This is a genomic window from Atlanticothrix silvestris CENA357 (assembly GCF_016056295.1).
Lineage (GTDB): Bacteria > Cyanobacteriota > Cyanobacteriia > Cyanobacteriales > Nostocaceae > Atlanticothrix > Atlanticothrix silvestris.
In genome coordinates this window covers 19,990-45,597 of the sequence record NZ_JAECZB010000102.1, presented here as the reverse complement: position 1 = coordinate 45,597, position 25,608 = coordinate 19,990, and the positions used below count along the sequence as shown (strand labels likewise).

General features: G+C 40.2%; 21 protein-coding genes and 2 pseudogenes. 8 read left to right on the top strand and 15 right to left on the bottom strand.

Annotation, left to right across the window (positions count from 1 at the left end; translation table 11 throughout):
- Positions 1–110 precede the first annotated feature (110 nt).
- The 14 genes and pseudogenes from I8751_RS26925 to I8751_RS26860 all read right to left on the bottom strand — a co-directional run bounded on the left by I8751_RS26925 (position 111) and on the right by I8751_RS26860 (position 16,292).
- Entirely contained in the window at positions 111–2,342 is a 2,232-nt protein-coding gene (locus I8751_RS26925) for a GumC family protein (RefSeq protein WP_214442150.1), read from the bottom strand.
- Positions 2,343–2,362: 20 nt separating this feature from the next.
- Positions 2,363–3,451, bottom strand: coding sequence for a glycosyltransferase (locus I8751_RS26920; protein WP_214442149.1), 1,089 nt, complete (start codon positions 3,449–3,451; stop codon positions 2,363–2,365).
- 443 nt (positions 3,452–3,894) lie between these two features.
- Entirely contained in the window at positions 3,895–5,208 is a 1,314-nt protein-coding gene (locus tag I8751_RS26915; protein ID WP_214442148.1) for an NAD(P)H-dependent oxidoreductase, read from the bottom strand.
- Between the two features lie 102 nt (positions 5,209–5,310).
- On the bottom strand, positions 5,311–5,880 hold the full coding sequence (rfbC, locus tag I8751_RS26910) for a dTDP-4-dehydrorhamnose 3,5-epimerase (RefSeq protein WP_214442147.1): 570 nt from the start codon (positions 5,878–5,880) through the stop codon (positions 5,311–5,313).
- 71 nt (positions 5,881–5,951) lie between these two features.
- On the bottom strand, positions 5,952–6,803 hold the full coding sequence (locus I8751_RS26905; RefSeq protein ID WP_214442146.1) for a phytanoyl-CoA dioxygenase family protein: 852 nt from the start codon (positions 6,801–6,803) through the stop codon (positions 5,952–5,954).
- Between the two features lie 7 nt (positions 6,804–6,810).
- Positions 6,811–7,854 (bottom strand): glycosyltransferase family 2 protein, encoded by a 1,044-nt coding sequence (locus I8751_RS26900; RefSeq protein WP_214442145.1) that lies wholly within the window; start codon positions 7,852–7,854, stop codon positions 6,811–6,813.
- 149 nt (positions 7,855–8,003) lie between these two features.
- Positions 8,004–9,032 carry an NAD-dependent epimerase/dehydratase family protein gene (locus I8751_RS26895; protein ID WP_214442144.1) on the bottom strand — a complete coding sequence of 343 codons (1,029 nt, stop codon included), beginning with the start codon at positions 9,030–9,032 and terminating at the stop codon, positions 8,004–8,006.
- Positions 9,033–9,129: 97 nt separating this feature from the next.
- Positions 9,130–9,300: pseudogene (locus I8751_RS26890) on the bottom strand (acyltransferase); the annotation flags it as partial.
- A 260-nt stretch (positions 9,301–9,560) separates the two neighbouring features.
- The gene (locus tag I8751_RS26885) at positions 9,561–9,740 is read right to left on the bottom strand and encodes a hypothetical protein (RefSeq protein WP_214442143.1); all 180 of its coding nucleotides are present in this window, start codon (positions 9,738–9,740) and stop codon (positions 9,561–9,563) included.
- 294 nt (positions 9,741–10,034) lie between these two features.
- Positions 10,035–11,252 carry an L-2-hydroxyglutarate oxidase gene (gene lhgO, locus I8751_RS26880; RefSeq protein WP_214442142.1) on the bottom strand — a complete coding sequence of 406 codons (1,218 nt, stop codon included), beginning with the start codon at positions 11,250–11,252 and terminating at the stop codon, positions 10,035–10,037.
- A gap of 92 nt (positions 11,253–11,344) precedes the next feature.
- A complete protein-coding gene (gene rfbF / locus I8751_RS26875) occupies positions 11,345–12,118 on the bottom strand; it encodes a glucose-1-phosphate cytidylyltransferase (protein ID WP_214442141.1) in 774 nt (257 codons plus the stop codon).
- 393 nt (positions 12,119–12,511) lie between these two features.
- The gene (locus I8751_RS26870; protein WP_214442140.1) at positions 12,512–14,719 is read right to left on the bottom strand and encodes a tetratricopeptide repeat protein; all 2,208 of its coding nucleotides are present in this window, start codon (positions 14,717–14,719) and stop codon (positions 12,512–12,514) included.
- 56 nt (positions 14,720–14,775) lie between these two features.
- Positions 14,776–15,558 carry a PP2C family serine/threonine-protein phosphatase gene (locus tag I8751_RS26865; RefSeq protein ID WP_214442139.1) on the bottom strand — a complete coding sequence of 261 codons (783 nt, stop codon included), beginning with the start codon at positions 15,556–15,558 and terminating at the stop codon, positions 14,776–14,778.
- Between the two features lie 59 nt (positions 15,559–15,617).
- Entirely contained in the window at positions 15,618–16,292 is a 675-nt protein-coding gene (locus I8751_RS26860; RefSeq protein ID WP_214442138.1) for a vWA domain-containing protein, read from the bottom strand.
- 585 nt (positions 16,293–16,877) lie between these two features.
- On the opposite strand from I8751_RS26860, the gene I8751_RS26855 reads away from it, so the two are divergent.
- The 3 genes from I8751_RS26855 (at position 16,878) to vapC (ending at position 19,235) form a co-directional block, all read left to right on the top strand.
- A complete protein-coding gene (locus I8751_RS26855; RefSeq protein ID WP_214442137.1) occupies positions 16,878–18,284 on the top strand; it encodes a response regulator in 1,407 nt (468 codons plus the stop codon).
- Between the two features lie 325 nt (positions 18,285–18,609).
- Entirely contained in the window at positions 18,610–18,810 is a 201-nt protein-coding gene (locus tag I8751_RS26850; RefSeq protein ID WP_214442136.1) for a type II toxin-antitoxin system VapB family antitoxin, read from the top strand.
- A complete protein-coding gene (gene vapC, locus I8751_RS26845; RefSeq protein WP_214442135.1) occupies positions 18,807–19,235 on the top strand; it encodes a type II toxin-antitoxin system VapC family toxin in 429 nt (142 codons plus the stop codon). The genes I8751_RS26850 and vapC overlap by 4 nt, the downstream gene beginning before the upstream one ends.
- Positions 19,236–19,266: 31 nt before the next feature.
- Here vapC and I8751_RS26840 read toward each other — a convergent pair whose 3' ends face one another.
- Entirely contained in the window at positions 19,267–20,253 is a 987-nt protein-coding gene (locus I8751_RS26840; protein WP_214442134.1) for a glycerophosphodiester phosphodiesterase, read from the bottom strand.
- Between the two features lie 249 nt (positions 20,254–20,502).
- On the opposite strand from I8751_RS26840, the gene I8751_RS26835 reads away from it, so the two are divergent.
- The 5 genes and pseudogenes from I8751_RS26835 to I8751_RS26815 all read left to right on the top strand — a co-directional run bounded on the left by I8751_RS26835 (position 20,503) and on the right by I8751_RS26815 (position 25,593).
- Positions 20,503–21,567: a vWA domain-containing protein gene (locus I8751_RS26835; protein ID WP_214442133.1), complete on the top strand. Its 1,065-nt coding sequence runs from the start codon at positions 20,503–20,505 to the stop codon at positions 21,565–21,567.
- A gap of 285 nt (positions 21,568–21,852) precedes the next feature.
- Entirely contained in the window at positions 21,853–21,996 is a 144-nt protein-coding gene (locus tag I8751_RS26830) for a DUF2281 domain-containing protein (protein ID WP_214442132.1), read from the top strand.
- 44 nt (positions 21,997–22,040) lie between these two features.
- Positions 22,041–22,226, top strand: a pseudogene (locus I8751_RS26825) (Uma2 family endonuclease); the annotation flags it as partial.
- A 59-nt stretch (positions 22,227–22,285) separates the two neighbouring features.
- Positions 22,286–24,328 carry an NAD-dependent DNA ligase LigA gene (gene ligA / locus I8751_RS26820; protein WP_214442131.1) on the top strand — a complete coding sequence of 681 codons (2,043 nt, stop codon included), beginning with the start codon at positions 22,286–22,288 and terminating at the stop codon, positions 24,326–24,328.
- A gap of 86 nt (positions 24,329–24,414) precedes the next feature.
- Positions 24,415–25,593 (top strand): GNAT family N-acetyltransferase, encoded by a 1,179-nt coding sequence (locus I8751_RS26815; RefSeq protein WP_214442130.1) that lies wholly within the window; start codon positions 24,415–24,417, stop codon positions 25,591–25,593.
- The last annotated feature ends 15 nt before the right edge of the window (positions 25,594–25,608 follow it).

Below are 25,608 nucleotides of genomic sequence, written 5' to 3'. Positions count from 1 at the left end.
TATCTCTATAGATTGTTACTGGAAAATTCCTCTATAAAATATATGTGCGATCGCACTCGTTAAAATGCGATCGCACAATCCAAATTGAGAGTCTGATGGTAAAAATCTACTTACTTTTCCACTGCTTGTTGTAGAGCTAATTGGTATTGCTTCTTAGGGTATGGTACATAAGTACTACTAGAGTTTGAAACTCCGTTAGCCACAACCCCAATTAAATTTAACTTGCTGAGCATGGCTGTAGCTTGGGAAAGCTGGGTGCGAGTCACTATACCAATGCTGGCGACCATAACCACACTCCGGCAAGAGGAGGCAGTGAGCATCGCATCTACCAAACCGAGAACTGGAGAAGCATCGATGAGTACCAAATCATAGTTCTCTTCAAATGCTGCCATCAATTGCATCATGCGTGGGGAACTCAAAAGATTTGCTGGGTCAGCAGGCTTAGGCCCAGCGGTCAAAATATCGATGTAGGCTGAGCCGGAAGATTGAACCCCGATTTGATTGGGGAGGGTAATATCACTTGCCAAAAGAGTTGAAAGCCCCTGCTCATTAGGCAAATTGAGCTGTTCATGGAGACTGGGATCGCGTAAATTGGCATCAATCAATAGTACCTTTTTGTGTAAACGCGCCGCACTCATGGCTAAACCCAATGCCAAAGCTGACTTACCATCATCGGTTAAAGCCGAGGTAATCATCAAAGATTTTAAGCTAGCAACAGAATTTAGCAACTCAATATTTTTGTAAATCAGATCCAGTGATTCCCAACGCGGTGGAGATTGCAATACTTCAATTGTCCAGGGAGCCAGCACTTCTGGCTTACCAAAAGGCAACTGGATAACTGATTCTCTGGTTTTAGCAGGTGGCAGTTTAGGAGTTGTTCCCAACAAAGGTAAAGCAAACTGCTTCTCTAATTCAGCAGTGGTATGAACAGAATCATCAGACGCTTCTCGAATGAAGGCAGCAACGCCTCCCAACATTAACCCGACTACTGCGCCTAATAAGAGGTTCTGTTGAAGATTAGGCCCCAACTGTTCGCCTTTTTGAGGTTCTTCTACAACTTCCCAATTAAATCCACCTTTGGCTAGTTCTTGGCGCAATTGCTGTTCTGCTCTCAACAATTGCTCTAACCGTTCACGGCTAAATTGTAACTGTGGCATGATGCGGTTGTAGTAAGCCAACAGGGGTGGAAAGCGTTTGATTTCAAAACGTAGCTGATTTTCTTTCTGAGCTAAAGTTTGATCACGTGCACCTAAAGCAACTATGGTTGTCTGGGTTTCTACTAACTGACCAGCAAGGTTAAGGTCGATTTCACCGAACTGTCCTTGTTCTAAAAGAGGTATTTTAGAAGCGAATACACCAGCAGATTGGATACCTAAAGTCCTACCTACCTCTTGTTGCAATAATTCTTTTTGACTTTGGAGTTGTTCTCCGAGCTTTTGTACGCTCGGAGTTGCATCTGTGAAGCGTAGACGTTCTTGAGCTAGTAACAACTCTGTTTTTTGAATTTCGTTTAGTAAGCCTTGATAGCGAGTCGATTGACTCAAACGAGAAGCAACCAGAGCATTTTTTGGAGAACGGTTAAGTTGTTCTTGCAAAGACTTCTGACGCGCTAAAGCTTCTTCATATAGAGAACGAGTTGTACGGCGCTCCTGCTCAATATTGTTCAAAGCATCCTCAAGCGCTTTTGCTTGTGACACCGGATCGATTAAATTTTGGTTTCTGCGGAACCGTTGTAAGTTAGTCTCAGAAGCGTTAACTTCTTCACTAGCCTTACTTAATTGTTCTCTAATTACTTGCAGACCTTTTTGTAAACGCGAATCTTGCTGCTGCTTGTTGTAGTCTACATAAACTTGGCGAATGGCAGTCAGAACTTTTTGCGTCTTTTCTGGATCTCTATCGGTATAGTCTACTTGGAAAATTTTTGTGGCTACATCATCTTGTTTTGTTCTTAATTGATTTAAGACCAAAGTATTTTTAATATCAGCCACAGTCATGTCGGGATAGTCAGACTTAAGTAAATCAACAGCTTTTTGAATGAGTCCCGAACTCTGCATCAGATTAAGTTGAGTTGCAGTGTCTATTTGAATATCAGGCTCTGTAAACTGATTTTCTAAAGCAGCTCCTTCTTGTTTGCCTTGATAGTTAGGTTCTACTAACAACTGCATTGAGCTTCTGTAAGTAGGTTTGGTTCTAGCAGTGACAAAAGCTGCGATCGCAATTGAAAAAATAAATGCTGCTACAAACCAAGGAAATCTCCGAACCAACACCGAAAGCATTTGCCCATAGCTCGGCTCTGAATCAGAAACGGAATTTATATGAGGATTTAGACTAGTTTGAACCACGTTTATTATCCTTTAGCCGATTAATTGACATTACAAGGTTGATTAATAACTCGCTCAACCTTATTAAAAAAAACTGGTTCCGAAAAATTGTTTACTGCATGATTACGAATATTTTCATAATTCCAATCGATTTGTCCGGACTGTAGTAATGCAGCTTGCAAAGATTCGGGTGTTTGTCTCTTAAAAAAGACACCTGTTTTTCCGTGTATTTGAGTATCTAATACTCCACCTGCTCCGTAGGCGATGACTGGTGTACCACTAGCATTTGCTTCAACTGGTACTAATCCATAGTCTTCTAAAGCTGCGACTATGATAGATTTTGCTTTAGAAAACAAGTCTTTGCGTTGGCGATCGCTCACATGTCCTAAAAATTCAACATTCTTTAGTGCTTTGGATTTTAACCGTTCTTTTTCTGGCCCATCGCCTGAGATTAATAATCGCCAACCCAACCAATTAAAAGCCTCAACTATAATATCAAGACGTTTATAGCTAATCATTCTGGCTGAGGCCAGATAATATTCGTCTTTTTGATCGGAAAAAACAAAGTTACTGGTATCAATTGGATAATTAACTACAATTGCTTGTTTACCATAAACACTTTGAATACGACGGGCAACAACACTGGAATTGGCAATATAAAGGTCAGGTTCCTGAGCATATTTCAGATCTACATTTCTCATCAACTGGAAAATGTGTTCGATTAAAGGAGCAAAATATCTATAGTCTCCATATTCCCTTAAATAAGTTTCTGTATCCCACAAGAAACGAGTCACATTATGGCAAAAGCAAATATGCCGTGCATCTGGGCGTTTTCGTACTGCTTTGGCGAAGCTAGTGCTACTACTAATAATCAAATCGTAGTCTTGCAAATCTAGCGCCCGAAAAGCAGGAAAATAAAAGGGAGCCATCAATCGAAAATACTTGACTGCACCAGGAATTTTTTGCAAATAAGTTGTTTTGACTATGCGCTCACCCATCTCAATAGTTTTTTGCGGATTATATAAAGAAGTGAAAACATCCGCTTGGGGGTAACGCTTACAAAGCAATTCAAATACGCGCTCAGCTCCACCGCGCTGGGTTAAGTAATCATGGACTAGAGCAATTTTCATAAGCTTGAACCACAGTTTATCTGAATTTTGTGTGAACACTTCCCAGCAAGCTGCTATCAACAACTTTAGTGTTCATTTAAGAACCACTTATATTAATTCGTAATTCGTAATTAATAAATAAAAAGATTCTTGTTTCTGGTATTTAAACTTGAGAGTTTTTCTAATTTATATGCTATTTACTATCAGTATTTGTATTTATTATGTTCATGCCGCAATGATGAAATGTCATACCAATTTCTCTAAAATTCGGCAACAGATTCAAACCAGTAAAGCTAAATTAAGTCTGGCTTTTTCAATTACGAATTACGTTAGCGCAGCGTTAGCGAGTCCGCGGTAGCGAAGCGGTAGCGACGCAGGAGCGTCGCGTCATAGCGAATTACGAATTAGTATCAGATTTGTGGTGCGTTAGGACTAATGTCCATAACGCACCCTATTATTTGCTACTAACCAACTGTTGCTAAAATTTTGGCTGGGACAAAATAAGCGTTTTGCTCAGCTCGTAGTTGGTCGCAAAGTCTACCTTCAGGCAACTCTACATCATCGTAAGTTAAGACTTGATCTTGAGAAATATCTCGTTTCAAGCGACATCCTTCAGCTAAACCCATTGGTAAAAGTTGTTGCTCTTGAGCGATGGGGGAATTTTCACATTGACCATAAGTCATGTAATAGCCGATTCCATCAAGGGTTTCTCCGGCTTTAAGGTCAATTTTGGCTGTGGTGACTACATCTACTAGCGGGCCAGCTAGGGGAGATAGAACAGCATCACTAAATAAGACAGCACGAGCAACAGAGAGTGGGACTTCAAAATGACAAAGATGATAAGGAGTATAGAAGCTGTAAAGAGGGCCTTCACCTAATTTGTACAAGTTGAGATAATGGCGTTGCTTGGGGTCATCGTGAGTAGCATATACAAATACACCGGGGCCTGGTTTTGCTCCTACTACATAATCGACGATGCCACCTAGTTGCTGGAGTTGTTCTACATCATACATTTGGGTCATCTCATCGACATGACCGTTAAAGTCGTATCCCAACATTCCTCGCTTGGCAACTTGCATTCCTGTGGCATTAGCAACGATCGCCTGCTCGAAGGAAATTTTTGTCCCGTCGGCAAAGCTTGTCACCATGTGGGCTTTTTGACCCCAACGCTTGGCAAATCCTTCTTGGGTTGTAGGATTACGATAAGGGTCTTGGAGTCCTTTAATGTTACCGCACAACAGCGGAGTCAGACCAATGCTTTTCACAAATCGGTAAAGATTCATTTCTACCCCTGGCTGGTCGCCATCACAGGCGCTGAGAATCACGCCGGCTTTATCGGCATAGACTTTGAGGATGGGGCCAATTGTGCCATCAAGTTCGGCGTTCATCATAATTACATGTTTGCGATGGGCGATCGCTTCCATGACAACATGAGCGCCAAATTCTATTGCGCCTGTAACTTCAATGATTGCTTCGATGCCTGCGGCTTGGCACAATAACATTGCATCTTCGGTGACTGCATATTTGTCATTGGCGATCGCGTCTTCTAATTCGCTGCGAGTGGATACGATTTGTATATCTTCGATTCCCGCCTCTGCATAAGCTCGTTTAGCTGCATCTATCTGACGGTTGAAGATTGCCACTAATTCCATCCCCGGAACGGAATTGATAATTTGATTGGCAATACCTCTACCCATAAAACCAGCACCAATCATTCCCACTTTGATGGGATTACCTGCTGCGGCGCGTGCTTGTAAGGCGCGATCAATAATAATCATTGTTTAAATTCCTTTATTTACGCTATGTGGGTTAGTTGTCAGTTGTCAGTTGTTAGTTGCTACTGACTATTAACTACTGGCCACTGACCACTGACCATTTTATTAAACAGTTACTTCTAAGGGGTCAGAACTACCAACAGGCATCATTTCTAACAGTGGCCAATTCAAATCTTTCTCGGAAATAACCGTTACTTCTAAAGGCCATTCAATATTAAAAAATGGGTCGTCATAACGTAGACCCCGTTCATATCCTGGGGTGTAAAATTCACCCACTTGATAGACAACTTCAGTTTCATCTGTGAGTGCTTGATACCCATGAGCGAACATTTCTGGAACATACAAAGCGCGGCGGTTGTCTGCGGTTAGTTCTACGCCAATATGTGATAAAAAGGTAGGCGACTCTGGACGCATATCAATAATTACGTCATAGATAGCGCCTTTAGTACAGCGAATCAATTTTGTTTCTGCGGCTGGGGTAAGTTGATAGTGCATTCCTCGCAGTGTGCCTTTTTTGTAGTTAAAAGACAAATTACATTGGGCAACTATTGGTTTTAGCCCGTGTGCTTCAAATTCTTGAGCGCAGAACGCACGGGCAAAAAAACCACGGTGGTCTGGTTTTTCTTCTAAGTCAATGATGAATGCGTCTTGGAGTTCTGTTGCGGTGAAAATCATGGATTTCCTAGATTATAAATGGGCAAAAAGTCTGATTATAGATTAGGAGAAAGAGGTTTTATGAACTGATATTAAACCGAAACTTTCTCTATATCAGATGAAGAAATTAATTCTGCTCTGGGATAAGTATCATCCCAATATTGGGTGCAAAGTTCTGGTCTTTCGGGAGGGTTAGCAGTATAACAAAAGAATAGTGATGGCCGTTCTTCGGTGCGTACTGTACCGTGATGCAAAGTATTTTTTGTATCTACAAAAATGACTGTACCTGCTGGGCCTGGACAGGATTTCCAAGCTGATTTGGGAATAACTCTTTTTACCTCTTCATCGTTGATACCCAGATACCTCGATTGCCAAAGTTTGTAGTAAAGCTGATAATAATTCCAACTCAATAAGGGAGTTAAAGAACGTGGAATATATTCAAAAGGGCCAGTTTGCTCGGTTACATCATTCAAGTAAACAAAGATTTTAATAATGCGGCGGTCTTCTGCATCGCTATGCCATAGCAGTGTACCGAACTGATTGTTACTAGGAAAATCTTTGCGTAAATGTACACCATGAAAAGTAATAGGAAGACCAATATAATTTTCGATGATGTTAAATAGTCTTTGCTCTTTTCCCCAGGTAGAAAATTCTGGTAAGCCCATAACCGTGTGAATTTGCGGCCACTTTTCCTCTAGATGTTGGTTATTAGCCTTTTCCATCCGGGACAATTGATAGTAAGAAGCCTTGAGCAGTTCTGAAGTAGAGCTTAATCCCAAATCTGTAAGTGTTGTCACATAAACGCCATCTTTTTTAAGAGTATCAAGAATTAGGCGATCGCGTTCTTCCAGCACAGGTAAATTTTTTCTATGTTTTAAGCGTGCTAGCTCAGAATTAAAATCAGAAGATAGGGCAGATATTTTATTCTTAATAGTATTCAGCATGGCATAACTACCTTGTTTTGATGATCGATTTAGTATGAGGCGATCGCCTATGATTAATTTGCATTTCTTGGGGTGATGGCTCAGTATTTTCAGAAATTTGAAATTCTTTAAAAGCCACAATTTCAAAAACCGAAAGACTGACTAAAGCTAAAAAAGGAACTAATGTCTTGATCGCAGAAACAGGCCATCTTCTCAAAGCGCCTAAAAATACCTTTAGACTAACTTCTCTAGAATTATGTAAAAGCATCCGCCTACAAAATTGCTTAGAATATCCAGCCTCTTCGAGTTTCAAAATAACTTCAGGGATGTGTTGGTATTGCATTAACAGTGCAGATTTTGGCTCTTTTTGCCAATAACTCACACCAACAATACATTCTAAATAAGTCTCTTTTGTGACAATTACTTTACCATTAGCAGCACAATAACCAGCTAAATATGCTAAAGATATCCAATTATTTGCAGCGTCTGGCCAAAATTGTAGAGCGCGTTTTACTAAGTCAGTACGATAGATAGTAGCAGTTAGAAAAATGACAGCACCGACACTTTTAGCAAAACAGTGTTCAAATATAGTTTTACCATCACTAGAAGCATTTTCAATATCAGCATCAAACCAGCGATTACCGATTATTTTTGGTGGATGTACTGCTTCACCAGTAATTTTATTTCTACCAGAAAAATTGAGGAACAATAATGATAAATCCTCATTTTCTTGGAGTTTATTGATCACATAAGCAACGGCTCTATCCTGAATAGGGTCATCATCACCAATTGTCCAAACGTATTTTGTAGTTGCGGAATTTAGGCAGTACATAATATTTCTCATTACACCTAAATTTTCCGGATTTTTATTGACTTTAAAGGTGATTTTGTTAAGATGTTGTTCCCACTTGTTAATAATGTCTTGAGTGTGATCAGTAGAACAATTATCAGAAACTAAAATTTCACAATTAGATTCAAAGCCTTTGATAGCTTGAGCTAGCCATGCCAACTGTTTATCAAGTAAGTCGGCACGATTATAAGTAGGTATAGCAATAGTCAGTAATTTGTTCATTTTTAAACTAATATCTTATTAAGTAACTAAACAGAATTAATTACACACCTTGTCTTATCTGTCCTCTATTACCTGCTATATAACGGTTTTCAATTGTATAAAATACAGACCCTTCGTAGGGGCACAGCACTGCTGTGCCCTATTGTGTATTACTTTTTATTCCAGAAAAAATCTTGGTCAATTTGCTGAGTCCGAATCAGATACTCTAGCTGCTTTAATCGTGTGAAACCTCTAAATAAGAAAGTATCCTCAGTCATATCAATTTGATTGAACAACTCAAATAGTTGTTGGGCACCAAGCTGAGCATTCCAATCACACTTGAATCCAGGTAGGATAGTGTTGATTTTCTCGAAGGATACCCGATAACTGCGATTGTCTGCACCGTTATCTCCAAAAGACAATTTACAACCAGGGAAACTATTGGCAATAATTTCGGCAATTTCTTTCACGCGATAGTTGTTCGCCGTATCTCCCACATTGAAGATTTGGTTGTGTACGATGTCACGAGGAGCTTCAACCGCACAGACGATTGCCTTGCAAATATCTAGTGCATGGACTAAAGGCCGCCAAGGTGTACCATCACTGGTCATTGCGATTTCTTTAGTAGTCCATGCCAACCCTGCCAAGTTGTTTAAAACAATATCAAACCGCATCCTGGGGGAAGCACCAAAGGCAGTTGCATTCCGCATAAAGGTAGGAGAGAAGTCATCATCAGCTAAAAGTTTGACATCTCGTTCTACTAGAGTTTTACAGTCTGCGTAAGCTGTTTGAGGGTTAATCGGGGATGCTTCTGTGACATCACCTGCGGTAGCAACACCGTAGACACTGCACGAAGACATATATATGAAGCGACGCACACCCATTGTTTTAGCTAGGTTTGCCAGACGCACTGAACCTAGATGATTAATTTCGTATGTGATATTAGGTGCTAATTGTCCGGTGGGGTCGTTGGAAAGTTCGGCCATGTGTACTACTGCTTCTACACCTGCCAACTCTTCAGGAGCAATGTGGCGGATATCTTTGTTGAGAGTTTTAGCTGTCACTTCAGTGCCGTTGTACAGCCAACCAACTTTGTAGAAACCAGTATCCACACCAATAACTTCATGTCCTCGTGCGATTAACAGAGGAGGTAATAAGGAACCTAAATAGCCTTCTGTGCCAGTGACTAAAATTTTCATGCTTGTGACTTTTTGTATGGTGATAAGTATCAGTCATCAGTTATCAGTCATCAATCAAAAAACACTTGATAACTGTTGACTGTTGACTGTTTACTGTTTACTGATTTCGTTGACCAATTACTTTAGCAGGCACACCAACTGCTATGGAGTAAGGAGGAATATTTTTATTGACAACTGCTCCGACACCAATGACACTACCGCGACCAATAGTGACACCATCTATGACTGTGACTTCATGACCCAGCCAACAAACATCCTCGATAACAATTCTTTATGTGGTAGATATCCTAATAGTTTAGTTACAAAGACTTCTTTTAGGAGTGCCAATTTGGCAGGAATCATCAATAAATCACGATTCTATTTTCCTGCTACGCTATTCATAATATGTACCCCTAGCAGTGATGCTATCTATGTAGTTAACGTGATTTCGATGAACCTCACCCCAACCCCTCTCCGACGCGGAGAGGGGCTTAAATAGCTTAAACCACGAAGGAAAAATTAAGGTTTTAAAGCTTCTGATGCCACATGCTACCCTACGGGTTCCGCTTTAGCGGTACAAGTCGGGCATTGCTCGCCCAACGTAGTGATTCCTCCTTGCAGGCTACGGTGTACACACAAGTCTTCATATTTTCCTCTCTGTGCCTTCTGCGTCGCGCCAGTTGCTCCTAAGGAGCCACTGCGTTGGGCGGCTATGCCGACTTGTAGCAAGTGGCGTGGAAACCCCCTTGGCGCTAGCCTCTCCCTTTGGAAGAAGACCGCGCTGCCTTACCGTACTGGCTCCTCCGTAGGAAACTTTTCAAGACAGAGAACGCAGAGTAAAGAGTTTCCAGAGTTATACCATTTCACGCAAAATCTGATACAGATGTAAAGCCTGAAAGCTTTGCTATATCTAAGTTATTTAATTGCGAATTGGTATTATTCCTTCTCATTTTTAGAGATGTGTGTACACCGTAGTCCTTGCAGGGGAGAGGAATGGAAGCGGGGTTTTTTCAACCATCAGACTCACATTGTAGTTACTACAGTCTCAAGATGTGACTGTTGAGGAATTTGAGCAACAATTGCTGTGCCAATTTCTAGAGAAGAGGTAGCAGCTGGAGAAGGAGCATTGCAAACATGGATAGAATTGTGGCCGGGAACGATCAAAAAGTCGTCTACCAAAGAGCCATCATTCATTAAAGCTTGAGCGCGAACTCCCGCATGAGTGGGTACTAAATCTTGCGCTTGGACTTCGGGAATTAGTTTTTGCAAGCTTCTGGTGAAGGCTGCTTTACTAAAAGAACGAATGATTTCTTGAATACCTTCGTCAGCGTGCTTTGCAGCTAGTTTCCAAAAACCTGGGTAAGTGATAACTTCGGCAAAATCTCCTAAATTAAAGTCGGTTTTTTTATAACCTTCGCGTTTGAGGCTGAGAACCGCGTTTGGCCCTGCATGAACGCTGTTGTCAATCATCCGGGTAAAGTGGACACCCAAAAAAGGAAAATCTGGGTTAGGAACCGGATAAATTAGAGTTTTGACCAAATAGCGTTTTTCTGGGGTGAGTTCGTAGTATTCTCCGCGGAAGGGAACGATTTTTGCCTGTGGTTCTACCCTACCTAATTTAGCAATGCGATCGCTATGCAATCCGGCACAATTGATCACAAAGCGGGTTTCAAAGCTGCCGTTGTTGGTTTCTAATACCTGATTTTGACCACTAGGAGAAATTTTTAGCACCTTTGTATTTAGGCGTAATTCTCCTCCTTGTTGTTGAATTAATTCAGCGTATTTGAGACAAACTTGCTTGTAATTAACAATGCCAGTTGAAAAAACCCGAATCCCACCTACACACTTGACATGAGGCTCAATTTCTTTAACTGCTTCTGGGCTAATTTTTTGAACTTTAATACCATTCTCTAAACCGCGTTTATAAAGGTTTTCTAAACGTGGTAATTCTTGTTCTTCAGTTGCCACAATTACTTTGCCGCAAACTTCATGGTCAATACCATGTTCTTGGCAAAACTCTACCATTGAGCGACTACCGTCACGGCAGAATTTAGCTTTAAAACTCCCTGGTTTGTAGTAAATACCAGAGTGAATTACTCCGCTATTGTTGCCGGTTTGGTGAAATGCCCATTGGCTTTCTTTTTCAAGTACTAAAATGCGTGCATGAGGATAGCGTTTACCCAAAGCTAGTCCTGTAGATAGTCCAACAATTCCCCCACCGACAATAGCAAAATCAAACATTGGTATTATTGAACTTATAAATTACAAAAAAGTTAGGAGTTAGAAAAGAGAAGTTATAAATTAAATATAATATTTAATTCATAACTTTCTTTCTACCATACTTTCCAAGGAGCCTGTTCGTTTTTCCAGAGATCTTCTAAATAATTTTTATCTCTTAAAGTATCCATTGGTTGCCAGAAACCTTGATGTTTGAATGCGGCTAGCTGCTCCATATCAGCGAGCTTTTCTAATGGTTCTTTTTCCCAAATTGTGGAGTCATCAGCAATTAAATTAATGACTTCCGGTTCTAGGACAAAATAACCACCATTAATCCAAGCTCCATCACCTTCAGGTTTTTCTCGAAAGCTGTGGATTTTTGTTTGTTCTTCTCCTAAAGAAATCGCACCAAATCTGCCTGCTGGTTGAACTGCTGTGAGTGTTGCTAAAGACTTTTGTTCTTTATGGAAGTTGATTAGCTCTGTAATGTTGACATCACTCACACCATCACCGTAGGTAAAGCAAAAGGTGTCGTTGCCAACATGCTCCAAGACACGCTTTAAACGCCCACCTGTCATAGTATTATCACCTGTATTTACTAAGGTGACACGCCAGGGTTCGGCATATCCAGAATGCACATTCATTTGGTTAAACCGCATATCAAATGTGACATCTGACATGTGTAAAAAATAATTAGCAAAGTACTCTTTAATAATGTAACCTTTGTAACCGCAACAGATAATGAAGTCATTAATGCCGTGGGCAGAATAAATTTTCATTATGTGCCATAAAACTGGCTTACCGCCAATTTCCACCATCGGCTTTGGTCTGATACTAGTTTCTTCACTGAGGCGTGTACCAAGACCTCCAGCCAAAATCACCGCTTTCATGCAAGTACCTCGGAGATTTGCAGGTAAATTATTACTTTGAATTAATCGGGATGAAGAGGATGCACATGGATTAGCGAAAACTAGATATTTAATTTAGTTTTCTTCGTACATAAATCTAACGGAAATTATTAGTAGTTTTATGAAGCACGGATAAATATAAGTCTTTTATGTGTAAAAGATTTATGAATATCTATCAATCTAAAATTTTCTAAATTAAATCAATCTAAATATTACCTAAAAAAATAAAAACTCTATCCCCTTATGGATAGAGTTTGGTCAGTGGTCAGTTGTTAGTAGTAAAGTCAAGCCAGTTTTGAAGATGTTTTAAGATCAGCAAGAAGAATATGGGGTATTAAACCAAATCAAAAACAACTGACAACTGACAACTGAACATTAATTAGTTCCTGTATTGTTCCAGATACTAGAGTTGGGGAATAAAGCACTACATCTAGTTTCTACCATTACACACATACTACTAAGTGCTTGTTGGTAATTGTCTGTATCTTCTTGTTCTAGAGAAAGCTTGGCAGCTAACTGTAAATCTTCGATGGCTTTGCGACTATTTTGGTCTGATTCATTACCACCATATTGTGCAAGTTCATAGCGAAGCATTCCACGTTTGAGATAAACTTTGGCCAGTTTATTATTGAGCATTAATGCTTGGTCAAAGTCAGCGATCGCTCTTTGGTATTCTTGAGTGTATTCGCTACTATATTGAGCCATTTGATGGCGTACAGAACCGCGTTGAAAATAAGCTTCGGTTTTAGCTGAATTGAGTTGAATCGCCTTCGTAAAATCAGCAACTGCTAATTTGTAATCTTCCAGAGATTCGCTGCTGTATTTAGCCATTTGCGAACGCACAACACCCCTTCTGATATAGGCTTCTGCTTCTTGATTGTTCAGGCGCAGAGCATTATTAAAATCAGCGATCGCTTGTTTGTATTCTCGATCAGGATCGTTGCTATATTCAGCAAGCATGTAGCGAGAATTACCTCGATTCACAAAAGCTTTGATCTCTTGAGGATTGATTTGCAGGGCTTGGTTATAATCTGCAAGTGCGCCTTCATAGTCTTTGAGGTTGTAACGGGAATTACCTCGATTTACAAAAGCTTTGGAATTGGTCGGCTGCTGTTTGATGGCTTGGCTAAAACTTTCTACTGCTTGCTCATAGTCGCGTATTTGATAAGCAGCATGACCCTGCTTATAATAATCTGCGAAGGTGAGAGTAGGAGTCTTAATTTTAGGACGAGCCATCAAGGTCTGCTGCGTGTATGCATTTTGGGAAACAAATGGACGAGTAAATTTAACCATTACGTCTAAATAGCCCAACATCCCAAAACCTAGCAAGCAAAAAATAGCCGGATAAAACTTTGCTCTGCGAGAACGCTTAGAAGGAGCATAGTTAGCATTATTTGCTGTTTGCCAATAATTCCAGTGTTGCAATGGCATGACTGGCTGTGGTAAACGCGCAGGCTGGTTAGCATAGCGCCTTTTTGGTATTCTTCGCGGCCGCAGGTGTTCTCTATTGGCGATCGCTTGAGGCGATGGGAATGGATCACGTCCACCCAATCGTAAAGTACGCTCACACCAAGGGCAATCGTGCAGGTGGTTGTTATAACGATGCTGAGGATTGGTGGTACAAGTGATTAGACTATCTTCTGCTTCTGCTAATACCGACAACCAATTTTGGGCACTGGGACGCAGCTGTGTGTCGCTGTGGCCATCTTCAAAACAACGCAAAAACAGTTCTTGCAACTTAGGATGCAGAATTTCCCAAGCTGGGGCAATGGGGGTAGGCAGGTAAGGAACTTGCCGCTTACGACTGTAAGTAAAATGTCCCGCTGCAATCCTGGCTTCGTAAGGGGGTGGTTCAGGAATACCTTGAAATATTCCCGAAAATGGGTGCGTACCTTCCATTAAAAGTTGAAAGATTAGCACCCCTAAGCCAAATAAGTCGTGGGCAATTTCGCGATCGTGTTGAGCGAAGATTTTGTTCTGAAGTTCCGGCGGGGTAAATTCTGGTTTCCCCACTGGGCAACGGTAAACAACATTATTGTCTAAATCGCGCACTTGGAAGGAGTCTGTATCTACCAAGGTAACAAGTGCTGTGTCACTGACCAAGATATTAGACTCATTCACATCACCTACACAATATCCACTACTGTGCAAAGCTGCAAAAGCGGCTGCTAGATTACGAGCAGTGCGGAGTAGGTATTGATAGTTAAATAAAGGACAATGTTGACGGCGAGTTCTGGGGTTATAAAAGTCGATTACAGGACGCATCCCGCGAATCCGCGGCATGAGAAAGCCAATAATGCGATCGCCACTACCACTGGCAAAGTCATCACTGACATCTGCCGCCCGGAGTAAATCAAGAGGCCAAGCAATAGAAATATGCCCTAAGCTAGCCGTAGGATTTTCTGGCGGGTTAGTCAACATCGCCTGGAGTTTGTAGGCGTGAGCGACGGTGGGCTTGTGATATATCTTTGCTACTAACTCACTATCAGATGGCAGAGCATAGATACAAGCTTCACCACCACGGCCTAAACTGACGCTGAGGTTGATGATTTCTGGGTTGGGAAGACAACGTAGTACCTGCATGATGGAATCACGGTTAACGGGGGTTATTCAAAATACCAAACTTGCAAAATCCTGGCTTATATGTTGTTGAAGGCAGCGATAATTAGCGTTAAATCATCATCAGTACGTTGCGTAATTCGCTCAGAACCTAGAAATCTGACTAATTGTTCTTTGGCAGCTGTCTTATCCTCAGCATTCTTTACAAAGTCGAATAAAGGAAAAAAGAACGGTTTGTGAGGTTCCCCAACAACCATATTCAAAGCCAACATTTGTAGCCCATCGGTGAGGAGTGCAACATTAACTATTGTTTCACGCCACAATCTCATCTGGGCTGTATCTAAAGCACCGGGTGAAGTCAAAAAAGTTGTTTCGTTGATGTATTCACCGTTGTCAGGCAAGGTTAGTGCTAGTAAGTTGCCTTGATGATCTTTTGCCACTGCCAAACCATCACCTACCTGAACTGCTGCCGCCATTTCTGGTGTGGCGATCGTTAAAATTAAGGTAGTTGCTAAATCTTGGGGCTGTTTTTTAGTGGCTGCGGCTTCATCTTCCACAGCCTTTTTAGCAGCTAATAAAGCCTCATTTAACAGCCCTTGGACAATTTCATCATCGGCAAGGGAGTCTCTGGTGATTTCTTTGATTGAGAGGCTTTCTACCGCTGCTTCTACAGCCACCATCGCTCCCACTTTTCCCTGACTGGCAGAACCCGCACCATCCGCAGCCGCCGCCACTAACACATTGCCAGGCAATAGCTGCCAGTGGTGGGCATCCTGACACAGCTGCTTATTTTTGATGTGGCTAGTACCACATATAGATGCGGCGACTACCCGCCAATGAGTGATCAGTTTTGATGTTTTCATAGAATAGGTGTTTTCTATCAGCTAGCTGTGTGCATATTAAGCTGCGATTGGAAGCGCAATTAGATCGTCCCCCAGCCAATCGGCGGTAGTGCTACTTGTTCGTCTACTTGCGAATGCGAAACAGCTGACATACTAGCTGAGAGCCAAACAAACATCTCAATAAAGTTAAGTCCTTTGAGTTTTAGCGGAGTACGCACAGCTATTTGATTTAAGCGCACCATATTAGCGTTTTCTACACCCACTGAGAAGAAAGCTACACGTTTATTTGTTTCATCTCCTTGTAGGCGCTGCGCTGCTTGCTCTACTACTTGGTCTAGTTCACCTTGTGGCTCTCCATCAGTAATCATGAATACCCAAGGTCGATAATAAGCAATACCATTAGCACGATACAGAGATTTGCGCTCTTGAACCATGTCCAACGCTTTATGAATTCCCGAACCCATAGTCGTTAATCCCTGCGCTGTCAAGATTGGCGGATTGAATTGATCCGCAGTCACGAAGTCTTGCACCACGTTGACATGACTATCAAACGTCACGATCGCCACTTCTACCCGCCTGGCTGCTAAGGAATTTCTTACCAGTTCATCCTTCAAACTCAGCAAGCCTTGATTTAAAGCTTCTATCGCCTCTCCTTGCATGGAACCAGATGTATCTAGTAACAACACACAAGGACAACGTGGTTCTGGGTTTTCAGCAAACTCCACTACTTCATCAAGACTTAAGGTATCGTGCATAACTTTTTGTGTTATGTTATAGTCCAAAGCTTTATTTTCCTTTGTTCAAAGTATATAGTTTAATTTCCGGAGTCTACGAGACTAAAGGTAGATGTTTAATGGTATTTAGTTCAATCTTTATTAAATAGAAGATTGTTCTTACCAAATTCTTTACAAGATTTAAGAGAATCTTCATCATGGTCTAGTTAAGTAAAAGGTAATTCACCAGGGATCAACATTGCTTGCATTAGTAAATCTACTAATATTTATTATAGACAAAACACGAATTATAATAAATAATACGCAGATTTACTGACCGAAAACTTTAAAGATTCTGTGTAGGAAGTTTATTTTTTCTATAAAAAACTAATTATAATTAACTTTGTCAGCATGAAAACTCTACCTGTGTAACTGAAACTTAAAGTTGCAGGAAAAATGTTAGTCATAAGGAGATTGTGCAAAAAAACGTAACGAACTAGTCAGACTTTTAATATATGTACATATTCTCCAAATAATAATATTTTTTTTAAAAAGAAATATTAAAACTAATAAAATGTCCCATGGACATACTTATCTTTCGGATAATTTTTCCAGAAACTCCTAAATATGAAGAATTTCGGTACATTTACAGTACTACGTCCCCAGAGTTTGTTACGACAGCTATCTAATTGTTCTGAAACTGCTTGTTTGCAAGTCTTTAGCAACTCAGTCACCTGGACGATTTATTTAGAGCAGGGGACAATAACTTATGCTACTCATTCAGTAGAACCTTTTGATCGATTAGAACGTCATCTGCGTCGCTTCAGTCAACAAATTCCACAGTTGGATAGTGAAACTCGTGTGCAATTGCGCTTGATATTTGAAACTGATTCCCAAAGCCAGTTCATAGAAGATCACAGTGATCATGAAAACCAACCTCCTGATTATCAAGCTATTCACTGGTTGATCAATCAAGGATATCTGGATGCTGCACAAGCCACAATGCTCATTCAAGAATTGATTAAAGAAGTGATGGAATCATTTTTATTAATCAAAACAGGTACTTATAAGTTAAGCGATTCCCAACAGAAAGTACTAAAAATTTGTAGGCTGGATGTAGAAAAAATTATCGAACGCTGCCAAATGCAATTACAGCGCTGGCAGTCTTTATTTCCCCAAATTTCTTCTCCCTATCAGCGTCCATATCTGTTACTTAATAGTGAACTCCACAGCAAAATTTCTCTAGACATTCAGCCAAATTTAACTACTTGGATGAAGGGTTTTAGTCTGCGTCATCTTGCTGTAATTATGAATCAAGATGAAATTCAACTGGCTAAAAATTTATATCCTTACATCCTTCAAGGAGGGATTATCTTGCATGAACCAGACCCACCATTTGATAAATTGCCTAAGACTGTGGCAGAATTGTCATCATCATCTAGATATATAACAGCATTAATTAACAGAGAATTTGTTGATACAGCAGTAGTAGAGGTAAGTAGCGAGATCACCCAAATTCACGCTGAGCTTCCTGTAGAAAACATAGCCTCTGTAGAGGAATTATCACAAGTATCTGCCCCTCTCAAAGAACATTTTCAGGAATTACCAATACCAAATAACATAAATTCTCCAGTTGAAAGAGTAACGGCTGCTACTGTAACCGCCAAAAAGACTTATAAAATCGTTTCTGTAGATGATAGTCCTACAATTCTTCAAGAAATTAGCCGTTTTTTAGAAAGCGAAAATTTTACTGTAGTCGCCATTGACGATCCACTAAAAGCTGTGATGTCAATAATTAGGCACAAACCTGACTTAATTTTATTGGATCTCAATATGGCAGGAATTGATGGATATGAATTGTGTCGGGTGATACGTAATAACTCAATGTTCAAACATACTCCGATTATTTTTGTCACAGGATATAAAGGAATAGTTGATAAAGTAAAGGCTAGATTAGTTGGTGCATCTGGATATTTAACTAAACCTTTTACTCGTGCAGAATTGCTTAAAATTGTCTTTATGCATTTGACATAATTACGTATAATTCAAATTAAAATGGTAATTTTAATACCTCTCAATAATTTTGCTTATCTAAAAGTTATGAAGCTTTATTTTAGGGGCGTAGAAGTCTTGTATTTTGTAGCTTGCAGACCTTATTGAAAGAAAGAGTAACCTAAATTGACAAAGGTCAGCTAATGAGTATTTAATTTGCATAGAGTTAGTGCTGGAGCCGCTTACTACAAGCGAATTATCCTGTAAAAATCCATAACGATTAGTTTATTTGCTGGGTTTCGCTGTTGTTCTACCCAGCCTATAATTATTCTTTTATCTGCACATGGTTTTGTGCAACAATATCCACATGGATACTAATATAGAGTTGGTCAACAATTTAATTCAAGAAGCCCTCGAACTTGGCGGTCATATCAGTAAGCGTGCCGTTATTGAAGAGGCTTTAAGAGAGTATGTACAGCGTAGAAAGCAACTAAAAGTTTTAGACCTATTCGGTACAATTGAATACGAAGATAATTATGACTATCAACAACAGCGCCAGAAAGAATGAAAGTTATTGTTGATACCTCCGTCTGGTCTTTGGCTCTGAGACGCGATGAAAAGATGAATAACTCACACCATGTTGCATTGTTTCGAGAACTAATTACAGATGGTCGAGTTGTTTTGCTAGGTGCTGTTCGCCAAGAGATACTTTCGGGAATTCGTCAGCCTAACCAATACAATCAACTAAAAAATTATCTCAGCGGGTTTCCTAATCTGGAGTTAGATATTAAAGACTACGAGCTTGCTGCTGAGTTTTATAATACTTGCTTACATCAGGGTATTAAAGGTACAAACACGGATTTTCTTATTTGTGCCGTAGCTGTTCGGAGAAATTATAGTATCCTGACTACAAACAAAGATTTTGATAATTTTAATCAACATATTCCCATAAAGTTGGTTAAATGCATAGAAGATTTCACCCAGAGTGACTGAGACGCAGAGAGAAAAATGAATTGTCATGGTTTTAACGGAGTTTGGTTTTAGCGGTATCTGGATAATCACTAAATACGCCATCAATGCCTAAACTGAAAAACAGTTCATATTCACCTTGAGGATTTCCCTGAAAGTCTAGTGGTAAAAAGCAGTCTTCATTACGAAAAGTCCACACATGAAATAGCAAAGCAGCTGCATGAGCATTTTTAACTATAGATGTAGGCGATCGCAACTTCCCTGTACTATCTTTAGGAATAAGCAAATTTTTATGAATGCCAACTGCTTGTGCATATTTGGCAATTTCTCTTAAACCTAATGCTGTGGCTAAATCTGCATAGGTGCGAACATCACCACTGGCTACAAAATCGTAAGGTTTGCCAGTGGCGTTGAGCAACTGCACCAAAGGTAAATCGGTTTTGGTAGACAAATATTGTAAATTACTCACTTCAAAAGACTGGATAAAAACAGGTGCATTGGCATCTTGATAATTATTGGCTGCTAAATTTGCTAGCAGAGGATCTTCTAGTGATAAACCTATAGATTGAAAGTAAGTCGGGTGTTTAGTTTCAGGATAAATACCGATCGCACGATTAATTTCGGCGCTTTTAGCTTTGGCTAAATCAACGATTTCTTGCAGTGTGGGAATTGTAAATAATTCATCATAGATAGTATTTTGGGGTCGGATTTGGGGGATTCGCTCTTTAGCTCGTAGAGTTTTTATTTCTGCAAGGGTAAAGTCTTCAGTAAACCAGCCAACTTTGAGTTCTCCGTCAATGAGTTTAGTAGTTTTACGATTAGCAAATTCTATGTGGTTAGCAACGTTGGTGGTTTCCGAAATTTCGTTTTCGTGACGAGCAATTAAAACACCATCTTTGGTTGAAACTAAATCTGGTTCAATATAGTCAGCGCCGAGAGCGATCGCTAATTCATAAGCAGCCAAAGTATGCTCTGGACGGTAGCCACTAGCGCCTCGATGAGCAATTATAATTGGGAGTTTATCTGTGAAAGTTTTAGTCATGAGCGCGTGCCATTTTTGATTTTATAAGTTAAAAATTCAATGAACATTTGTTTTTAGTTGGATGTATGGCTTACATCCATATTTATGGTTTTTTAGCAATCATATAACTCTTCGTGATGTTCATTAAAAATGGATTTTTTTATGTTTCATCACTAAAATTTAAAGCTATATAAGCAATTATTAAATAATGTATATTTGCTTACTTTCATTTCAGGAGTTAAAATAAAGACATCGTATTTAAATAAGCCCATGACAAGTAATAACATTGAGATTGCTTTTAGTTTTGATACGACCGGAAGTATGTACCCATGCCTTACCCAGGTACGGCGGAAAATTAAAAATACTGTTACTAGACTAATAGATGAGATTCCTTTAATTCGTATTGGTATTATCGCGCACGGAGACTATTGTGATGCAGGCTCAACTTATGTCACCAAAATCTTCAACCTATCCGGTGATGTTGATGCTATTTGTGATTTTGTACAAAATGTAGAACCTACTGGTGGCGGAGATGCACCAGAATGTTACGAATTAGTGTTACATGAATCCCAATCATTATCTTGGTCAAAGTCAGCATCAAAATCACTGGTTTTGATTGGTGATGATATTCCCCATCCCCCGGCACACAACCCTCAAAAACTGAATTGGCGCAAAGAGTTAGATAAATTAACCGAGGCAGAAATTACAGTTTATGGAGTTCAAGCACTCAATCGCTCCCATGCGATTCCTTTTTATCAAGAACTAGCTGAAAAATCTGGCGGTTTTCATATTAATTTAGACCAATTTTCGTATATTACTGATTTATTTTTAGCAGTTTGTTATCAACAATCTTCTAATGAACAGTTACAAGCTTATGAACAAGAAGTAATTGATCAAGGACGGATGAGCCGTGGGCTAAATAAAATATTTAACACCATGATGAACCGAGCAGAAACATCTTATTACGAATCGGCTGATTTACGGGCAGTTTCTCCGGGACGTTTTCAGGTTTTAGAGGTTGAGCAAGACATTTCTATTAAAGCTCTGGTTTTGGAAAATGGTTTAAGTTTCAAAGTTGGGCGAGGTTTTTACGAATTTACGAAAACGGAAACCATCCAAGCTCATAAAGAAATTATTTTAATGGATCGGGTAACTGGTGATTTATTTGCCGGAGGTGCAGCACGGGAAATGTTAGGTCTACCGATGGATGCCACGATTCGGATTAAACCGAGTAACCTAGAAAAGTATGTTGTGTTTGTCCAAAGTACCTCTGCTAATCGTAAACTGATTGGTAAAACCCGATTTTTATATGAAGTTGAAGATTGGGATCGTTAAGCAACTGCTTTTAATATTAGCAATGCTGCTGTCTAGAGATTTGCTTTTTTAGTAGTTGCATTGCTTGTTTTGGAAAATTACGTTGCCACTTTTGCTCAAAACCATGGCTAGTTTCGACATCACATAATTTGTGAGGTGCGATGGAGAAACACCGCCTTCAGGCGGATCGCAAACTTATACTTTGCGCTAGGCTTATGGATAACTTCATAAATTGATATTTCTCAAGCAACAAATCAACCAGAAAGCTTATTCCAAGCGGCGCTAGAAGAAGATGAAATAATCATCATGCAGAATAATCAACCTATTTTCAAAATACTGCGTATTAATCAACCTAAAAAACGTCGCCAGAGTGGGAGCGCTCAAGGTTTAATTTTTATGTCACCTGATTTTGATGAGCCTCTAGAAGGTTTTCGTGAGTACATGGAATGAAATTTATAATCGATACCCATACATTTCTTTGGTTCATCAATAATGAAACCCAAACCAAAATGCAAGAATATGTGAATGCAGGCGTAAAATTGGGTTGGCTAATTGATAAAAAAGCTCGCCGTGTGGAAATTTATCGACAAGGGCAACCAAAAGAAATATTAGATTCCCCCACAAGCTTGTCTAGAGAGGATATATTACCAGAGTTTGTTTTGGACTTACAGATAATATAGAATTAATTGCCTAGTTTTTATAAAAGTATCAATCACTACCAAGTATTTTTATAAGTCTCATGACACAGATTAAGTCCGAAGTAAAACAAATAGAAGAACTACGCCAGTTGTTACAACAAGCCAGCTATGCATATTACGTTCTAGATACGCCAATCATGGAAGATACAGTCTACGATCGCCTGTATCGGGAATTGCAACAGATGGAAATTGAGCATCCAGAATTAGTTAGACTCGATAGTCCTACTCAGCGCGTGGGTGAGAAACCAGCAATACATTTTACTTCGGTACGGCATAACATCCCACTCTACAGCCTGGAGAATGCCTTTAATATTGATGAACTGCAAAGTTGGGAGCAACGCTGGCGGCGACAGCTACCCACAACAGACGCTGTAGAATATGTGTCTGAATTGAAAATTGATGGTTCTGCGATCGCTCTTACCTACGAAAATGGCATTCTAGTTAGAGGCGCAACTAGGGGTGATGGAGTTATGGGTGAAGACATTACCCAAAATGTGCGGACAATTCGCTCAATTCCTTTGCGCTTGAATTTAACAGATTTAGAAAACTTGGAAAAGGTAGAAGTGCGGGGCGAGGCGTTTTTACCGTTGGATGTATTTAAACAAATCAACGAGGAAAGGCAAAAAGCAGGTGAACAGTTGTTTGCTAATCCTCGCAATGCCGCAGCCGGTACACTCAGACAATTAGATTCACGCATTGTAGCCAAGCGGCGATTAGATTTTTTTGCCTACACGCTACACATTTCCGGTAGAGATGATGCCAGTATTGCTAATACCCAGTGGGAAGCGTTGGAGTTGTTAGAAAAAATGGGTTTTCGAGTCAACCCAAACCATAAACTGTGTGCTTCACTAGCTGAAGTCGCAGAATATTATCAATACTGGGATACGGAACGGCTGAATCTACCCTACATGACCGATGGGGTAGTAGTGAAGCTAAATTCTTTTAAATTACAAGAACAGTTAGGATTTACCCAAAAATTCCCTCGCTGGGCGGTGGCCTTAAAATACCCAGCCGAAGAAGCGCCTACCCGCGTCGAAAATATTGCTGTCAATGTTGGTAGAACAGGGGCGTTGACACCTTTAGCCCAAATGCGTCCAGTGCAACTAGCAGGAACAACAGTTTCCCGCGCTACTTTACATAATAGCGATCGCGTCGCCCAGTTAGATATCCGCATTGGTGATACTGTAATCGTCCGCAAAGCTGGGGAAATTATCCCAGAAGTAACCAGGGTATTAATAGAACTGCGTCCCCCTGATACTCAACCCTTTGTGATGCCTACCCATTGCCCAGTCTGTAGTCAACCAGTGGTGCGGGAGTTAGATGAAGCAGTAACTCGCTGTGTTAATGCTTCTTGTCCAGCTATTCTCAAAGGAGAAATTGAACATTGGGTAAGCCGTGATGCTTTGGATATTAAAGGCGTAGGCGAAAAGCTGGTACATCAACTTGTTGAGAAAAGCTTAGTGCATTCTGTCGCTGATTTGTATGACTTGACAGTAGAGAAATTATGTAATTTGGAAAGGATGGGGAAAAAGTCAGCAGAGAAATTAATAGATGCGATCGCTCAATCGAAAAACCAGCCCTGGTCAAGAGTGTTGTATGGTTTAGGCATCCGTCATGTTGGTAGTGTAAATGCCCAACTATTGACCCAGAAGTATCCCACAGTAGACCAATTGGCGACAGCAAAACAATCAGATATTGCAGGTATTTATGGTATTGGTGCAGAAATTGCTCAGTCTGTATACCAATGGTTTCGCATTAATGCGAATCAAACTTTAGTTCAGCGCTTGCAAGTAACAGGGTTACAATTTGTTGCTACTGAAGAAACAACAGTTAATAATGGTAATCAAAAGTTTGCGGGTAAGACTTTTGTAATTACAGGTACATTGCCAACCTTAAAACGAGATGAGGCTAAGGCATTAATTCAGAAAGCTGGTGGTAAAGTAACTGATTCAGTCAGCAAAAAAACCGATTATGTAGTGGTAGGAGAAGATGCAGGTTCTAAGTTGGAAAAAGCGCAGACTTTAGGAATTAATCAGTTAAATGAAACCCAGTTATTGGAAATATTAGAAGACTCACAAAATTGAAATTTTATCTCAGCCTCAGCATGAAAGGCAAAAGACCAGTGAAGTAAGACTTCATCTCATGCCCCATGCCCCATGCCCCATGCCCCATGCTCCCTCAATTTAAATACACGACTCTTACCCATACAGAAGATGTTCAGCAACTAGGGTATATCCTAGAGCAGTGTTATGTGATGTCATCTGGTGACAGCGAAATTTTCTTGAACCGCATTGGCTTAGAAAACTTTCGCATTATTCATCAAAATCAACAAATTGTAGGTGGACTGGCAACTTTACCGATGGGTCAGTGGTGGGGTGGACAGCGTGTACCAATGATTGGAATTGCGGGAGTAGGCATTGCTCCAGAATATCGTGGAGATGGAGTTGCGATCGCACTGATGCAGCATACCCTGAAGGAACTTCATACCCAGGAAGTACCTATTTCTGTACTCTATCCAGCAACTCAGCGCTTATATCGCAAAGCCGGGTATGAACAAGGTGGTAACTTTTGTATTTGGGAAGTTCCCACTGAGAGTATTCAGATACGAGAACAACTGCTACCAATACAACCTGTAATTCCACTCAATCATGAAGTCTTTCATGACCTATATCAACAGCAGGCCAAAATTACTCATGGATATTTAGATCGCAATCAAGCAATTTGGAAAGGATTAATCCGACCGAATGGTCAAGAAACTGTTTATGGCTACTTTATAGGTTCCCCAGAACAACCCCAAGGCTACATCATCTTTAGCCAACATTCCACAGAAGATAACACAATTCTACGAGTGAAAGATTGGGTAATTCTTACAAATGCTGCTGCACAAACTTTTTGGTCTTTTCTAGCCAATCATCGCTCCCAAATCAAACAAGTGCAATGGAAGAGTTCGGTAACTGATCATTTAACGTTGCTGCTACCAGAACAAACTGCTAAAATCCGCAGTCACGAGCGCTGGATGTTGCGCGTGATTAATGTCTGCAAAGCCCTAGAGATGCGCGGTTATCCACCAAGAGTGCAATCTGAACTACATTTGTCAGTTCAAGATGACTTATTGACTGGCAACAATGGTAAATTTGTTTTGTCTGTCGCTAATGGACAAGGTGAAGTTACAAGAGGTGGCAAAGGTGAGTTGCAGTTAAACATTAGACACTTAGCACCTTTGTACACAAGTTTGTTTACCCCCTACCATTTACAGTTAACAGGCAAACTGGAAGCTACGGAAACAGCGCTAGTAGCAGCTACACAAATATTTGCAGGTGACTCCCCTTGGATGGCTAATTTCTTTTAAGGCATGATAAACCAT

Bases quoted from the DNA above. Each gene is read 5' to 3' on its own strand.
- I8751_RS26920 (WP_214442149.1), bottom strand. From the start codon at position 3,451: ATGAAAATTGCTCTAGTCCATGATTACTTAACCCAGCGCGGTGGAGCT.
- I8751_RS26915 (WP_214442148.1), bottom strand. From the start codon at position 5,208: ATGATTATTATTGATCGCGCCTTACAAGCACGCGCCGCAGCAGGTAAT.
- rfbC (WP_214442147.1), bottom strand. From the start codon at position 5,880: ATGATTTTCACCGCAACAGAACTCCAAGACGCATTCATCATTGACTTA.
- I8751_RS26905 (WP_214442146.1), bottom strand. From the start codon at position 6,803: ATGCTGAATACTATTAAGAATAAAATATCTGCCCTATCTTCTGATTTT.
- I8751_RS26900 (WP_214442145.1), bottom strand. From the start codon at position 7,854: ATGAACAAATTACTGACTATTGCTATACCTACTTATAATCGTGCCGAC.
- I8751_RS26895 (WP_214442144.1), bottom strand. From the start codon at position 9,032: ATGAAAATTTTAGTCACTGGCACAGAAGGCTATTTAGGTTCCTTATTA.
- lhgO (WP_214442142.1), bottom strand. From the start codon at position 11,252: ATGTTTGATTTTGCTATTGTCGGTGGGGGAATTGTTGGACTATCTACA.
- rfbF (WP_214442141.1), bottom strand. From the start codon at position 12,118: ATGAAAGCGGTGATTTTGGCTGGAGGTCTTGGTACACGCCTCAGTGAA.
- I8751_RS26870 (WP_214442140.1), bottom strand. From the start codon at position 14,719: ATGCAGGTACTACGTTGTCTTCCCAACCCAGAAATCATCAACCTCAGC.
- I8751_RS26865 (WP_214442139.1), bottom strand. From the start codon at position 15,558: ATGAAAACATCAAAACTGATCACTCATTGGCGGGTAGTCGCCGCATCT.
- I8751_RS26860 (WP_214442138.1), bottom strand. From the start codon at position 16,292: ATGCACGATACCTTAAGTCTTGATGAAGTAGTGGAGTTTGCTGAAAAC.
- I8751_RS26855 (WP_214442137.1), top strand. From the start codon at position 16,878: ATGAAGAATTTCGGTACATTTACAGTACTACGTCCCCAGAGTTTGTTA.
- I8751_RS26850 (WP_214442136.1), top strand. From the start codon at position 18,610: ATGGATACTAATATAGAGTTGGTCAACAATTTAATTCAAGAAGCCCTC.
- vapC (WP_214442135.1), top strand. From the start codon at position 18,807: ATGAAAGTTATTGTTGATACCTCCGTCTGGTCTTTGGCTCTGAGACGC.
- I8751_RS26840 (WP_214442134.1), bottom strand. From the start codon at position 20,253: ATGACTAAAACTTTCACAGATAAACTCCCAATTATAATTGCTCATCGA.
- I8751_RS26835 (WP_214442133.1), top strand. From the start codon at position 20,503: ATGACAAGTAATAACATTGAGATTGCTTTTAGTTTTGATACGACCGGA.
- I8751_RS26830 (WP_214442132.1), top strand. From the start codon at position 21,853: ATGCAGAATAATCAACCTATTTTCAAAATACTGCGTATTAATCAACCT.
- ligA (WP_214442131.1), top strand. From the start codon at position 22,286: ATGACACAGATTAAGTCCGAAGTAAAACAAATAGAAGAACTACGCCAG.
- I8751_RS26815 (WP_214442130.1), top strand. From the start codon at position 24,415: ATGCTCCCTCAATTTAAATACACGACTCTTACCCATACAGAAGATGTT.